The organism is Lentilactobacillus sunkii DSM 19904, assembly GCF_001435575.1.
Taxonomy (GTDB): Bacteria; Bacillota; Bacilli; order Lactobacillales; family Lactobacillaceae; genus Lentilactobacillus; species Lentilactobacillus sunkii.
This window is the reverse complement of sequence record NZ_AZEA01000038.1, coordinates 1-13,356: the sequence shown is the minus strand read 5'-3', so window position 1 is coordinate 13,356 and position 13,356 is coordinate 1. Positions and strand designations below refer to the sequence as shown.

Here is a 13,356-nt window from a genome sequence, read left to right as displayed (position 1 = left end):
TTTTAATTCATCATAAGCTTAGTCTGTTTCGTCTATGTAGCAGGAAAACTTAACCAGAGTGCGAACCAAGCCGGTTAGCTACTAGGCATTTCATGGCCGTCGGAGCATTTATTTAATAAGGAGTGTTGATGCGGGTTTTGCATCAATACTCCTTTTATTGGATTAAACCTCATAGGTAAGGTTGAAGATCACGTTTCAACAAAATATTATAGACTTAACGGTTTGAAAAATTCTGAGTAATGGAATCCTTACTAAGATGACTTCTGACCGTGCACGTTGATATGATTAACCTTTACGACAAGGAGCGAAATTCAAAATGGAAAAAATCAATATCACTGATTTCCAAAGGAATATGGTGAAATATTTCGATAATGTCGTTGACCAATCACGTAGGCTCACAGTTACCAGACAACACAAACCAAATATTGTAATAATAAGCGAAAAAGAATATGAGTGCCTGAAAGAAAACCTATACGTTTTGGGAAACTCCGCCAATCGAAAACATCTTGATCGTTCCATCAATCAAGCAAAAAATCACCAAACTACACAAATTCACTTGAATGATTTATAAAGTTTCAACTTTTTCACCGAATATAAAAACGAACCAACTCTTTTTGCGTATATACCTAATGATGGCTGCAAGTCATCTTTGCTTTCCCCGGCAAAATGCGCGGCTAGGCAGGCGTATGCCTTCCTAGCCTACTTGGTAATGTGCATACTTTCCCAACAAGCTTGCCTTCAGACATGCTTTTCTGGTATGTTTGAAGGCAGGTTTACATATAGAATCGAGGCCCAACCATGAGTCAACATAAAAAGTACCACAAGACATATCGGCGAAAAAAGAAAAGTACCTGGTTAAAGACAATTACAGCTGCCATCGTTATTCTTGCAGGGATGTGGCTGGGAGTTGGCCAACCATCGACTAGTTTAACTGCTTTCGTCAACAATATTTCCCACTCTGTTTTCCACACCAATAAAAGTGTTGCCACCGATCAACTAGCAAAATTGGATTACCACTCCGGTGACCCCAGTTATGTTTTTGTGAATCATAACAAGGCCAAATTAGATCCAAATTCATGGAAAACCAATAAGGTAATTTATTCTGATCTGGATAACTTTAATCGAACCAGCGCAGGAAACCTCGCCTACCTGGAACCCCGTAATGTCGTTTCCGATGAAAACCGGGTACGCCAGTACATTGAGCCAACTGCCTGGCATCAAAAATTTATGGATGGTCAACCAATTATCAACCGGGGACATTTAATTGCCTACTCAATTTCTGGTGGCATCAGCACAAGTGGCGTCTATCATCCAAACGATATCTCTGGTGACCAGAACAATCCCAAAAATTTATTCACCCAAACCAGTTTCTCTAATCAGCGGGTTCAAACAATATTTGAAAGCAAAATCCGCGAATCACTGCGCCGTGGCAATAAAGTCATCTTTTTCGCCAAGCCAATTTTCCGGGGAAATGAATTAATGGCACGGGGCATTCATCTGGAGGCGATTTCAACCAACCGGTCATTGAACTTCAATGTCTATTTATTCAACCTCCAACCGAACATTCAGTTTGACTATGCGACAGGAAGATCTCACGTCGATCGGAACATGAAGGTCCCTGAGCCTTAGAAATAACAAAAAGACCCGCAAATGCGGATCTTTTTTCATATCAATTATTAAGCTCGTTGGGCGCCATCAATAACGAAATCAGCCCCATTGGCAAACTTCGATTCATCGCTGCCAAGATAGACACAGATTTCACCGATATCAATCGGTTCACCCATGTGGCCAACTGGAATTGTTTTAGTAAGAGCTTCCTCATAGCCTTTTGGAACAATATCGGTTGCGATCCAACCCGGATGGACATTGTTGACGCGGATATCAAGTTTCTCCTGCGCCAATGCCAGTGCGGTTGCATGAGTCAACAGCCGACTACCACCTTTACTTGCGGAATATGCAGGACTAAGAGGCAATCCGACCAAACCGGCAACTGATGAAATGTTAATGATTGAGCCTTTACCACCGCTATATTTCTTCATAGCCTTAATTCCATATTTTTCACCAAGGAAGGTTCCGGTTAAGTTGACGTCAATGACCTGCTGCCAATCTTCCAAGCTCAAATCTTCCAACGGCCCATTTGTTCCGCCGATACCGGCATTGTTAACAACAATGTCAACTTTTCCAAATTTGTCGATGGCTTTTTGAGTTGTTTCCTGCCATGCTTTTTCGTCAGCAACATCCTGCTGAACGAATAAAGCTTTGTCTTCACCAAATCTTTCAACGGCCTTCTTGCCGCCTTCAACGTTATGGTTGGCAGTCAGAACCACTTTCGCGCCCTCTCGTACATAGCACTCCGCGATGCCAAGCCCGATTCCGGCAACCCCGCCTGTAATAATTGCAACTTTGTCTTTCAAACGATCCATCATAATCTCTCCCTTCAGTTATTGATACCTTTTTAGTTTACATGAGACCGTTTTCATTATCAATCTTTTTTTGCTCATAAATTCACATATAAATTGAATTCGTTCTCAAATACTAATCATGGTAGAATATTCTAAAACATGTCCCTAACTGTATACGAGGAGTTATAACTAATGGCAAAAATTACTGAAACGATGCGTAAACAATCCCAACCATTGTGGGAATCAAGCTTCAACCATCCCTTCATCAAGCAGCTTTCTGCAGGCTCATTGCCTCAACAGACTTTCCGTTATTATTTGAAGCAGGACCGTTATTACCTTCAAAACTTTGCGGATCTTCATGGTAAGATTGCCGACCAGATGGATGATCCCGACATCAAACGATTCCTTTATGATGGTGCCAAAGGTTTTAATGACAGCGAAAAAGAAGTTCGAATTGAATTTTTTAAAGAATTAAACATCACCCAACAAGAGATCGATCAAACAGAAATTGCCCCAAATGCATATAGTTATGTAACCCATATGTATCACGAACTCAACGAAGGAACGCCAGCAAGAGCCGCTGCGGCTTTATTACCATGTTACTGGCTGTACAACGAAATCGGTAAACGCTTGATCGAGGCGGGCTCACCAATCAAGGTCTACCAGCAATTCATCGAAACATACGACAGCAAAGCGTTCACAAACGCCACGGCAAGAATGATCGAAATTGTCGATAAATTAGGCGAAGAAGCCGATGCGCAGGAACAGGAAAAAATGCAAACGGCATTCCTAAGAAGCAGCTTTTTCGAACTGCATTTCTGGGAAATGGCGTATAGGCATGAAATGTGGTAGAGTGCGACAAGGGCTGGGTGATGCGGTTTCTAAGGGTGCTTTGACTAAAACCCTGAACTTGGGTTTTGGTCAAAGTACCCTTAGAAGTTAGCATCAAGCCCGTCGAAGCACGTTTTGGCTAGATAACAGTAAAGCGCAGCTCAACAATATAAAATCAAAACACATAAGCACCCCAATCCGTCAAAAAGGAGCCCCAAACAATGCCCATCTACATGTTCCACGGCTACACGTCCAACGCAAATGACCACTGGTTTCCCTGGCTGGAAGACAAGGTCGAATCCAAATTAAATATCCCATTCAAAAAGCTCAACTTCCCCGACTCTGATCATCCAGATGTAAACGCGTGGGATCAATACTGTGATGCCAACATCAAAGCTGAGGACAACATCACTTTAATTGGTCACAGTCTTGGCTGTATCCAAGTTCTTCACTACCTCAATCAACACGGCATTCACAATGTTAATGTCTTACTGGTCTCAGGTTTTGACGAACCGATTTGGACACTGCCGGAACTTGACCCATTTACTGAGCATCCAATGGATTACACAAAGATTCTTCCAAAGATCCGCAAAGTCACAGTGATTTCTGCTATCAATGACGACAGTGTCCCTTATCCATACACATTAACCCTGGCTCGGCACCTGCATTCCAAGTTTGTCCTGATGCCGTCCGGTCACCATTTCACCGATACCGGTAAAGATAAACAATTACCGGTTGTTTTTGAAGAACTCCAACAATTGCTCAAATAAAAATCGTTTCGAAAGCCACTCATCAAAATGGCAATCGAAACGATTTTTCATTGTATTTAATTTAATACATCAGAAACTTTTTTAGCCAAAGTCCGAGTATAATACTTCTCACCGGTCAGATCCAAATGGACCCGATCGCTGGCATACCAGCTCTTATGACCTTTGCTGGCTTTGTACCAGTTGACCAAATGAACATTTGAATGCTTCTTGGCATTTTTACTGATCATCCGGTTGGTTGTATTCTGCCAATGACGCGGAACTCTGGTATTAATCCAGAAAATCTGACGGTCTTTACCGACTGTCTTTAAAACAGAATTAATATCATGTTGAGTTGGCGGGCCATTGATTCCCAAGTTAACAACAATGTACTTGGACAGGTGCCCGGTTGCCTTCAAATGACGGACAATTCCTGGTAATGAATAGAATTGACGACCAACTGAACCACTGACTGCGCTGTGACGGAAAACCTGCTTAACATCGGGTTTAACATCAATCATAACTGAATCACCGATGGCAGTGATATGAGTTTTCGAGGCTGTTCTAGTCTCTAATTTGTTCAGCTTGTAATTCCTTGCGACTTTCTTTTCATGTTTCGTCAAATGGATTTTAGCAACTTTTTTGGCTAACTTATCCTTTTTGATTTGCTTTGCGCTGCGAGGAGCCGATGAATGGCTGTTGTTGCCCTGGGACACCTTACCGATGTTAAACATCAGCAAGCCCGCAACTACAATTGCCCCGAGGCTGAGTAATAACGATTTTTGCACCGTATGCTTCTTGACTGTTCGTTTCTTAACTGCGTGTTTTGGCATTATAACTCCTTTGAAATTCCCACAACAATATCTAAGACATGATATAACAAAGTGACCGAGATGTAAAATCATTTTGATATTGGTCGTTTGATTTTCAACAATGGCGCTGTTTTGACGGCCTCAATAAAGTCTTCATCGTGATCTATGATAAGCATTGTCGGCTGAAACTTCAAGATCATGTCCTGAATCTGTCCACGGGTAATCACATCCAAGTAATTCAACGGCTCATCCCAAATATACAGATTTGCCCTTTCGCACAAGGAACGAGCCAGCGAAACCTTTCGCTTCTGACCCATACTCAAGTCCTTCAAGTCTTCAGTAAATGCAGAACGTTCAAAGCCCAGCTTCCGTAACGTGTTAAGCAGGTCGTTCAACGCAATTCCAAAATGGTCGGCATGATCCTGCATTGACCCTTTCATCAACTCAAAGTTTTGTGTCAAATATGAGATTCGAATGGTTTTGGACATGGAAATCGTTCCCGCGGCAACTATATGCTCGTCCCCCAATATCGCTTTGATAATGGTCGTTTTCCCCAATCCGTTGGGTCCAAACAATACCTTACGCTGATCCCGCTTTAAACTAAAACTGAGTGGCTGATTCAACACCTCTCCGTTTCTCATGACTTGTAAGTCCTCAACTTGAAGAAGATAGTTCTGATATGGTCGTTCGTAATTCAACGTTAAAGGTGGAATCACATCTACATTTTTCAACAATGATTGCTTCTCGTCAATATCATGCTCAGTCCGCTTCAATGTACTTTTAGAACGCTTCATGACTTTCGTGGCTTTATGACCGAGAAAACCTTTGTCGATGAAAGCATTCCGGTCATTCTTGGTACTTTTCTTTTTCTGACCTTCTGCACTGTCGGCCCAGCGCTCAGTTTTATCCGCACTGGCTTTTAGTCGACTGATTTCTTGTTGCAAATGCCTTTTTTGCTCAAGTTCGGATCGATTTTTACGTTCGTATTCTGCTGCCCAGGTTTCATAATTTCCTGCAAATAACTGAATCTTCGCTCGATCAATCGAAAGAACGTGGTCAATCACTTGATCGATAAAATGCCGATCGTGGCTGACAACGATGAAGCCCTGCTTGTGTTTCAAATAATCCGCAACCACTTCACGACCTTCAACATCCAAATGGTTGGTCGGCTCATCAATCAACTGAAAGGTCCGGTCATCCGTGAACATCACCGCTAATAACGCCTTGGTTCGTTCACCAGGGCTTAATGTCTCAAGCGGACGATTCAGAACTCCATCCGTCAAATGCAGCTTGTCCATTTCCACTTGAATTTTCCACAGTTCACTAGGGTCCAAGCCGGCAATCTTGAGCAGCACATCCTGAGTTAACTGGCTTGGATCTTGAATTGTTTGTGGAAAATACCTAAAGCTGACATCGGTGTTAATCTCACCTTGATAATCCAACTGCCCCAACAATATCTTGAGAAAGGTCGTCTTCCCTCGACCATTGCGGCCAATCAATCCGAGCTTCCAGCTTTCGTCGATATTTAAATTAAATTGGTCAAAAATATTTGTTTGCATGTCGTCATATCTAAACGACAAATTAGTTATTTTAATTGTTCCCATGATCTCACCTCATTCAGGTTCGGCGGGGATTCCATGCACAATAAAAGCCTGCAGTGCAGCATGCACGCAGGCGATTTTGAAGAGACTTATTGAGAAACCAATGTAGGCCAAAGGCACCTACTGAAACTGATCCCCATTAAAATTGCAAAATCGCACAGAATAACCCCTGTTCCGAACAGTGATTAATTATCAAATTCTGTATTAACGATTCGCAATCTTCAATGGGCTTCACTTCCTTTTCATGTCGAATTCAATACATTTATTTTTACATAAATTAATTATATTGTCCAGTTTGACAGAACATTTGTATCAAGTGAATGCCTTAATTTTTATTCAGAAATAAAACCTTTTAAATGTTGTAAAAAGGCTGTAATTTCAGGTTGGATACGTTACAATGAAGTTGTAAAGAAAGCGCAAACAATTTACCTTTCTCAACCGAATCGGTTCATTGTGTTATCTGTGAATTGTTTGTGATTCTGCAACAATTAATAGTATGGGGGCGCGATCTTATGGATGAAAATTTAAAAATCACCTTGATTGGTTTATTGACGTTAGTGTTTGGTACAATTCTTGCATCAATCATGGCAAGTGCCGGCTTCACGAACATGATCCCAGGCTTATTATCATTCCTTGTCGCTGCTATTATTGTCCTGATGGGATTTAGATTTACAGATCATCACTTGGCATCCAAGCACTAATCTATCGATTGCCAGAAGAAAATCCACTTGTTTCGGGGGAACCTGAAATAAGTGGGTTTTTGTTATACATATTTGGTTCCCTCTTTGAATGCCAGTTTAGATAAGTTATGGCTGGCAACAAACTGACGAACCCAGTCGGGATTATACTTACTGTAATTTCGCAATGCCCAGCCAATCGCTTTTTGAACGAAAAATTCGTCGGTATCAAGATCGTAAGTAATTGCCTTGGTCAATAGATTTGTGTCCAAAGTATCTTTTTCAAGGAGTTGTAAGATAATTGCCACCCGACGCATCCAAAAGTTGTCGTGTTTATAGAATAAATTAAACACATCTTCTTTTTGTTCAGGATGAATAACAACATAGGTTCCAAAGACTTTGCGCCAAGTATCAACCGTATCCCACCAGGATTTGATTTGAATATATTGAGTTAGACGCTGAAGATCCTCGAAAGACAATCGTTTGACGTTGGCAAAAGCAATGTCGATGGCAACGTACTGGTATTCACGCGCATCACGGCGATAAAGGTCAGCGATCTCAGTATAAATGGCCGACATCGGTAATTTCTTGGAGGCCTTGATATAATCTTTGGATTCAGCTTTTCGTTGTGGCGTTTTTAGCCCTAAGAATGGGAATTGATTGCGCATGTAGCTTTCCATCGGCGCTTGATTAATCTGATTGTGACTCATTTCAAACATCTTCATCCCCCGCAGACTATTTAATCACGTACTTATGGTTTTGAATCGGTTCAAGATAATCATTCAGACGTTCAAACAACATGACCAACCAGCTGAATGCCAACAAAAAGGCCATAATTTCAAATGCGGTCAGCGATAAATACCCGACCACTTGGAATAAGATTTCACCGACTAATAATGCACCGGCAATCATCCAGGAAGTATGCAAAAAGTCTTTGGAGATATCGGGTAACAGCCATTTGATGGCAAAAATCAGTGTTAACACCAAAAAAATTAAATAGCCGGCCACCCGAGTATGCAGCGGATGCATGTGAACATTATTTGGGAAGACCCCGACCAATGCTAAATCGATTGCCAACAGTGTCAGCAATATTCTCAGCACCAGCAATTGACGGCTTTTGGGAAACAGCCGCTTTAACGATGCAAATAAATAGTCGACCAACGCCACGAGAATTAAGCCGGCAAAGATTAATGCCAGGTTGAACTCCCAGGAATGCACCGCCTCATTGGTTCCCAAGAAGCTGAGATTATGCTTCCACCAGTATAAGTTTTGGTTACTGATCATCGCCAAAATAACACCACTGACAATCACGGCAATGAAAATATTTGTTAAGAGCCGAGAAGACAACTGAGGCACAATACTGTTAATTGCAAGCACTTCAACACTGGTAATCAGGGCAAATAGCGCCGTTGACGTCACCAAATCAAAAGATGCTCCCTTAAAGAGATTGCCCGCTATCCAAAACAGGCCAGCCAGCAGCATAAAGCTGATTAATGTACACGCCAGCTCCACGGTGGGCAAATTTCGCCATGAAACAGCTTCAACAGCCGAACCGGACTGACGTTTAAGTTGGATAAAGACAGTTGTAAAGCTCAATAAACCACTTAGTGTTGTGAGCATTAACACCATAGTTGCGACGGATTCACTGCCGACCAAAGAAACCTGATACATTTTTCGGACCATAAAGTAACCCACAAAGACGGCGCTCATAATAGCTGTTAGGATAATCATGCCCCAGCGACGCTTTCGCGCTTCAATAGGCTTTGTTCTAGAAATTTTTAACTCATCAGTCCCAACGTGAACTTCAACCTGGGCACCGGATTTGACACCCAACTGTTTTTTAAGATCTTCAGGCAGATCCAAAACATCTTTTTCATTCAACAAGCTTTTCCTCCTACAAAAAAGGTTATACTTAATTGTACCAGTTCAATCAGGAGGGATTCTATGTTTATTGATAAAGTCAACGACAGTATTTCATTAAAACTTCCAGCGGTGACCGATGCCGAGGCCATGCTGGAACTCATCGATGCCAATAGAAAACGACTAGGTGAGTGGCTGCCCTGGGCCAAATCAATGCTGGCACCAAGTGATGAGCAAAAGTTCCTACAATATGGGATTGAGAAGATGGCCCATGGTGATTTTTGGTTCGCCATTATTTTAGTCGACAACGAGCCAGCCGGCATGATCGACCTCCACGAATTCAGTCACGACAACCAGCGGGCTCAAATCGGCTACTGGCTGGCTGACCGTTTTCAAGGCATGGGAGTCATGACACTGTGCCTGACACATCTGGAACAGATTGCCTTCACTGAACTCGGCCTGAACCGTTTGGAATTATTAGCCGACGTCAAGAATCAAAAAAGCCGCGCCGTAGCGAAACGACGTGGCTTCCATCAAGAAGGTATTTTGAAGGAATACGCATTATACAATGGCGAATTCCATGATATGGTTTTATATTCGAAGATAAAATCAGAATAGTTATTTACCGAACAGGATTGTTGCCAACAAGATCACAGCGGCAATCAAAATGGTTTGGCCATGCAGATATTGAATTAAATAGCCGTTTAACAGCGCTCCAACGAAGAAGGAACCGATGATCGTTACGATGTCACCGGCCTTTTTTAATGCCTTCATGTCGCCTTGAGCGACGAAATCCAGGAGGCTCTCCGACAACGTTCTAACATTTCCAGTCATCATCAAAGGTGTAAACGGCCCATTTTTCATTCGCCGGAATTCTTGAAGCTGCGAAGCTGCCGCAAGCGCTAATAACCCGGTAGAAATCAAAATCGATACTCGGCCGGCGATCAGACTGACCACGACAATAATCAATATTTCAAATAGTAACGTCACCCGTTTTCTGGTAACCGCCCGTTCGTTAGGATAATGATATTGGACGACGCGGATAATCGCTACGCCCACCGCAAACATCACTAACGATACGAGTGCTTGGATGATGCTGCCATAGTCACCCCGGCCGATTCTCAAACCGGTCAGAATCAAATTTCCAGTCTGAAGGCCAGCAAAAACTCCGCCATCCTGCATATAGGTATACGAATCCAGCACACCGGCTGCCATTACCAGAAGTGAACCGCTCAGTAGCCGTTCATAGGGCCCAATCGGTTCCATTGGTTGTTTGTCCATACAGTCTCTCCCCTCTCATTAACGTAACACCGTATTAGTGTACGTCATGATTGGCTTTGAGACCATCAAAAACACTTGGAATGTATCGGCAAACTTGGCTGCTCAGTTAAGGGGTCATGAACTTAACAAAGTCCACGAATAAATGATAAATTCCCCCGAAGATGCCGCCCACAAAACCAAATATCCGTTTTAATATTGAAACTTTATGCTTGGTCTTTTCAGATTTCGTCGGTTTCTTTTCAACACTGACAGTCGCATTCATTGGGACCATTGCAGTACTGGAATTATCAGCAATTTTGACAATTGCATTTCCAACCGGCTGTCCTTTGGTAATCGGCAATTGCGCCTTGGTCTTGGCATAGTTCACGACATGAGAACTGTCTGTCCCATTTCGGCGCCAGATGACCGCGTTGGCATCCGCCGGATTTGCAGTGACCCGATGACCGTCAATCGAAAAGACATGAGATTTGAGAGCAACTTTAGTCGGTGAATATTTTTGGTTGACTGCTTTTATCATCTTGTTCATTGAGGTGTATAACGTATCGCTGTCAATGATGGTCGCAATTAAATGCCGGCCCGCATGCCAGTAAGTCACGGTGATACAAAGGCCGGCATTCACAGTAAAGCCGGTCTTCAAGCCGTCAACATGGGTACTCTTATGGTAAAAAGCCTCGCCTGGCAACAATCGGTTGGAGTTCACCAATACCTGACTGCCAACCTTCATGGACGGTTGTTTGCTCCATTTGGTAATCCCAGGAAATTCTTCAAGCACTTTGGCCGCAACCGTTGAAATTGCTTTGGCACTGACCATATTTTGAGCCTTTGAACCTGTGTGGGGCACCTGATAATGATACTTTTTCAAATCGGTGTTATCCAAGCCGGAACTGCTGACAAATGTGGCGTCTAAATTCCACGCGCGGGCTTGTTGGTTCATCATTTTGACAAATTCAGTATTATTCCCGCCGCCAACCAACTTTCCAAGGGCAATTGCAGATGAGTTGGATGACGCAATTAATGCGGCCTTATATAAATCTCTAACAGTATATTCTTTGGAACGTTTAATCCGGAAACCACCGACTTCATAACTTTTACTCATCTTACGAAGTTCAGCGTCCACTGGTACTTTTTGATCCCAGGAAATTTGGTGGTTATCAATAGCTTTCTTGGTCAAATACAAAGTCATCAGCTTGGAAAGGCTGGCAATTGGGCGCTTGTGGTTGCCGTTCTTTTGATAAAGAACCTGACCAGTCTTGGCGTCCATCACGTAGGCTTCCTTGGCCTCAAATTTCTGTTGGTTGGCTTTCTTGGCACTGATTGTTGTACTGCTCAGTGTCAATGCTGTAACAATACTCAAAATTGCAATGAAAATTCTATTTAGTTGTCGTTGATGTGATTTGGCTGATTTTGGCAAAACCAAAGTGACCTCCGAGAATAGATTTGTTCAGATGGAATAATATTACCCCAAACCCACCCGGAATGAAAAGACTCTGAGCAATCTTTACACAAATTTTACGGCTCCATCTTGTGGGCCATGTCGTCAATATGCTGACGAACGGTTTGTTCTTTACTGCGCATCTGCCAAGTTGCAGAGTGAATAATGCTGTTAGAACGGCTGACTTTGGTGTATAAGGCAGCTGGGTAGAACAAAAATTTATGGGACACAAAAATATAATCAGCCGTAAACAATAAGTCTTCGGCAAGCGCCAGTGACTCGTCAAACCGAATATTATGATCACGGATAATCGACATCCGAAATCCCTTATTCCAGGTGTATCCGCCGAAATCACCACCACGCCGGTTGATCGACGCATAGGCGTTGGTTTTAGATACTGAACGGAACTTGCCTTCACTGGATCCACTGCCACGCCAGCCCCAATTGTATCCCACAGCAACCAGATCAATTGTCGGATCGGATAATCCTTCCGCCATTACCTGTAAGTAGTCGGGCTCGAGCAGATCATCCCCATCAACGAAGACAATAATATCGCCTTTGGCATGATCGATTGCATAATTTCGAGCTTTTGAAACCCCTTCATGGGACGGAAAAGAGTGGGCTCTAATTCGATTATCCTTCGCAGCATACTGTTCAATTGTCGTTGGGGTCCGATCAGTTGATGCATCATCAACCAGGATCACTTCAAATTGTTGATCCGTTTGATTCAAAATGCTATCCAAGGTTTTGGCAAGATATGATCCCAGATTATAAGCAGGAATTGAAATTGTAATTAAAGGCTTTTCAGCCATGATTGTCGCCTCCATCATTCTTTTTTGGTGAGTATAAGGCGGAAATTGGTGAGAGGCAAATGATTGGCTTTGGAAGTAATGCGGTCTTGTTTTGTATGTTGTTAACTGCTTCTAAGATATGCTCCGACGGCCGGCTGAAAGCCTGCCTAGCCTACTTGGTGCTACACAAACAAAAGAAGCTAACGATGAACAAAGTTCGTTCATCATTAGCTTCTTTCGCTTGTGCTCCGGGGAAGTTGTTATTTTATGTACTGCTCCCTCCGGCCTTTGAGCTATGCTCGGAGACCCAGGGCCTTACTGTACAAGAAAAAGCAGTCAACGATGAACAAAGACCGTTCATCATTGACTGCTTTTCATTGTACTCCAGGGTTTGTGTTTGTTATTTGATCTACTGCTCTCTCCGGCCTTTGAGCTATGCTCCGACACCCCTGATCCCTACTGTGTAAGATAAAAAGTCCTGCGATGAACAAGTTCATCACAGGATTTTCTACCTTACACTCCGGGATCACCCGGGGTTTGTCGCACACTTATTTATTCGTGTTCCGCGTGGCTCTTTGACTTGGCGTTGTTTTGGCCATAGTATGCGTTCTTACCGTGCTTACGGTAATAATGCTTGTCCAAGAGATATTGTGGGACATGAGTTTCATCACGAGTTAATTGTAATGCGTGGTAGCTGATTTCTGCTGAAACTTCCAATACCTTGGCATTGTATACAGCCTTGTCAGCCGTTGGGCCCCATGCAAATGGTCCGTGTTGGCTTACCAATACAGCCGGCACAGCATCTGGATCGACACCACGGCGTTCAAATTCGTCAACAATGACTTTACCAGTGTTTAATTCATAAGCTTCTTCAATCTGCTTCTTAGTCAAAGCTGGGGCACATGGAATGTCGCCATAGAATG

The 13,356-nt window shown here is 42.9% G+C and carries 15 protein-coding genes; 6 read left to right on the top strand and 9 right to left on the bottom strand.

Features of this window, described 5'->3' with window-relative positions; all coding sequences use genetic code 11:
- The first annotated feature begins 316 nt into the window (after positions 1-316).
- Complete coding sequence (locus tag FD17_RS12390) at positions 317-571, top strand: type II toxin-antitoxin system Phd/YefM family antitoxin (protein ID WP_057826490.1); 255 nt, start codon at positions 317-319, stop codon at positions 569-571.
- Between the two features lie 227 nt (positions 572-798).
- Positions 799-1,629, top strand: a complete 831-nt coding sequence (locus FD17_RS12385) for a DNA/RNA non-specific endonuclease (RefSeq protein ID WP_057826489.1) — start codon at positions 799-801, stop codon at positions 1,627-1,629.
- Between the two features lie 47 nt (positions 1,630-1,676).
- On the opposite strand, the gene FD17_RS12380 is transcribed toward FD17_RS12385, so the two are convergent.
- Positions 1,677-2,426 carry a glucose 1-dehydrogenase gene (locus FD17_RS12380; protein WP_057826488.1) on the bottom strand — a complete coding sequence of 250 codons (750 nt, stop codon included), beginning with the start codon at positions 2,424-2,426 and terminating at the stop codon, positions 1,677-1,679.
- A gap of 168 nt (positions 2,427-2,594) precedes the next feature.
- On the opposite strand from FD17_RS12380, the gene tenA reads away from it, so the two are divergent.
- Together tenA and FD17_RS12370 are read left to right on the top strand one after the other, a co-directional pair.
- Positions 2,595-3,254: a thiaminase II gene (gene tenA / locus FD17_RS12375; protein ID WP_057826487.1), complete on the top strand. Its 660-nt coding sequence runs from the start codon at positions 2,595-2,597 to the stop codon at positions 3,252-3,254.
- Positions 3,255-3,454: 200 nt separating this feature from the next.
- A complete protein-coding gene (locus FD17_RS12370; protein WP_057826486.1) occupies positions 3,455-4,003 on the top strand; it encodes an RBBP9/YdeN family alpha/beta hydrolase in 549 nt (182 codons plus the stop codon).
- A 56-nt stretch (positions 4,004-4,059) separates the two neighbouring features.
- On the opposite strand, the gene FD17_RS12365 is transcribed toward FD17_RS12370, so the two are convergent.
- Together FD17_RS12365 and abc-f are read right to left on the bottom strand one after the other, a co-directional pair.
- Positions 4,060-4,812, bottom strand: coding sequence for an SGNH/GDSL hydrolase family protein (locus tag FD17_RS12365; RefSeq protein WP_057826485.1), 753 nt, complete (start codon positions 4,810-4,812; stop codon positions 4,060-4,062).
- A 68-nt stretch (positions 4,813-4,880) separates the two neighbouring features.
- Positions 4,881-6,395 carry a ribosomal protection-like ABC-F family protein gene (abc-f, locus tag FD17_RS12360; protein ID WP_057826484.1) on the bottom strand — a complete coding sequence of 505 codons (1,515 nt, stop codon included), beginning with the start codon at positions 6,393-6,395 and terminating at the stop codon, positions 4,881-4,883.
- Positions 6,396-6,904: 509 nt separating this feature from the next.
- Here abc-f and FD17_RS12355 point away from each other — a divergent pair.
- Positions 6,905-7,093 (top strand): hypothetical protein, encoded by a 189-nt coding sequence (locus FD17_RS12355; RefSeq protein ID WP_057826483.1) that lies wholly within the window; start codon positions 6,905-6,907, stop codon positions 7,091-7,093.
- Positions 7,094-7,155: 62 nt separating this feature from the next.
- Here FD17_RS12355 and FD17_RS12350 read toward each other — a convergent pair whose 3' ends face one another.
- Complete coding sequence (locus FD17_RS12350; RefSeq protein WP_057826482.1) at positions 7,156-7,788, bottom strand: DNA alkylation repair protein; 633 nt, start codon at positions 7,786-7,788, stop codon at positions 7,156-7,158.
- A gap of 16 nt (positions 7,789-7,804) precedes the next feature.
- Positions 7,805-8,950, bottom strand: a complete 1,146-nt coding sequence (locus FD17_RS12345) for a DUF998 domain-containing protein (RefSeq protein WP_057826492.1) — start codon at positions 8,948-8,950, stop codon at positions 7,805-7,807.
- Between the two features lie 63 nt (positions 8,951-9,013).
- Here FD17_RS12345 and FD17_RS12340 point away from each other — a divergent pair, with 63 nt between their 5' ends.
- On the top strand, positions 9,014-9,547 hold the full coding sequence (locus FD17_RS12340) for a GNAT family N-acetyltransferase (protein ID WP_057826481.1): 534 nt from the start codon (positions 9,014-9,016) through the stop codon (positions 9,545-9,547).
- Here FD17_RS12340 and FD17_RS12335 read toward each other — a convergent pair whose 3' ends face one another.
- From FD17_RS12335 to FD17_RS12320, 4 genes are all read right to left on the bottom strand, one after another.
- Positions 9,548-10,210, bottom strand: coding sequence for a YoaK family protein (locus tag FD17_RS12335; protein WP_057826480.1), 663 nt, complete (start codon positions 10,208-10,210; stop codon positions 9,548-9,550).
- Positions 10,211-10,316: 106 nt separating this feature from the next.
- Positions 10,317-11,621 carry a D-alanyl-D-alanine carboxypeptidase family protein gene (locus FD17_RS12330; RefSeq protein WP_057826491.1) on the bottom strand — a complete coding sequence of 435 codons (1,305 nt, stop codon included), beginning with the start codon at positions 11,619-11,621 and terminating at the stop codon, positions 10,317-10,319.
- A 98-nt stretch (positions 11,622-11,719) separates the two neighbouring features.
- Positions 11,720-12,454, bottom strand: coding sequence for a glycosyltransferase family 2 protein (locus tag FD17_RS12325; RefSeq protein ID WP_057826479.1), 735 nt, complete (start codon positions 12,452-12,454; stop codon positions 11,720-11,722).
- A 531-nt stretch (positions 12,455-12,985) separates the two neighbouring features.
- Positions 12,986-13,356, bottom strand: a 371-nt coding sequence (locus FD17_RS12320; RefSeq protein ID WP_191983144.1) for a class II aldolase/adducin family protein, incomplete at its 5' end; no start/stop codon positions are given.

Coding starts and splice junctions, on each gene's coding strand:
- FD17_RS12390 (WP_057826490.1), top strand. CDS start 317: ATGGAAAAAATCAATATCACTGATTTCCAAAGGAATATGGTGAAATAT.
- FD17_RS12385 (WP_057826489.1), top strand. CDS start 799: ATGAGTCAACATAAAAAGTACCACAAGACATATCGGCGAAAAAAGAAA.
- FD17_RS12380 (WP_057826488.1), bottom strand. CDS start 2,426: ATGATGGATCGTTTGAAAGACAAAGTTGCAATTATTACAGGCGGGGTT.
- tenA (WP_057826487.1), top strand. CDS start 2,595: ATGGCAAAAATTACTGAAACGATGCGTAAACAATCCCAACCATTGTGG.
- FD17_RS12370 (WP_057826486.1), top strand. CDS start 3,455: ATGCCCATCTACATGTTCCACGGCTACACGTCCAACGCAAATGACCAC.
- FD17_RS12365 (WP_057826485.1), bottom strand. CDS start 4,812: ATGCCAAAACACGCAGTTAAGAAACGAACAGTCAAGAAGCATACGGTG.
- abc-f (WP_057826484.1), bottom strand. CDS start 6,395: ATGGGAACAATTAAAATAACTAATTTGTCGTTTAGATATGACGACATG.
- FD17_RS12355 (WP_057826483.1), top strand. CDS start 6,905: ATGGATGAAAATTTAAAAATCACCTTGATTGGTTTATTGACGTTAGTG.
- FD17_RS12350 (WP_057826482.1), bottom strand. CDS start 7,788: ATGTTTGAAATGAGTCACAATCAGATTAATCAAGCGCCGATGGAAAGC.
- FD17_RS12340 (WP_057826481.1), top strand. CDS start 9,014: ATGTTTATTGATAAAGTCAACGACAGTATTTCATTAAAACTTCCAGCG.
- FD17_RS12335 (WP_057826480.1), bottom strand. CDS start 10,210: ATGGACAAACAACCAATGGAACCGATTGGGCCCTATGAACGGCTACTG.
- FD17_RS12325 (WP_057826479.1), bottom strand. CDS start 12,454: ATGGCTGAAAAGCCTTTAATTACAATTTCAATTCCTGCTTATAATCTG.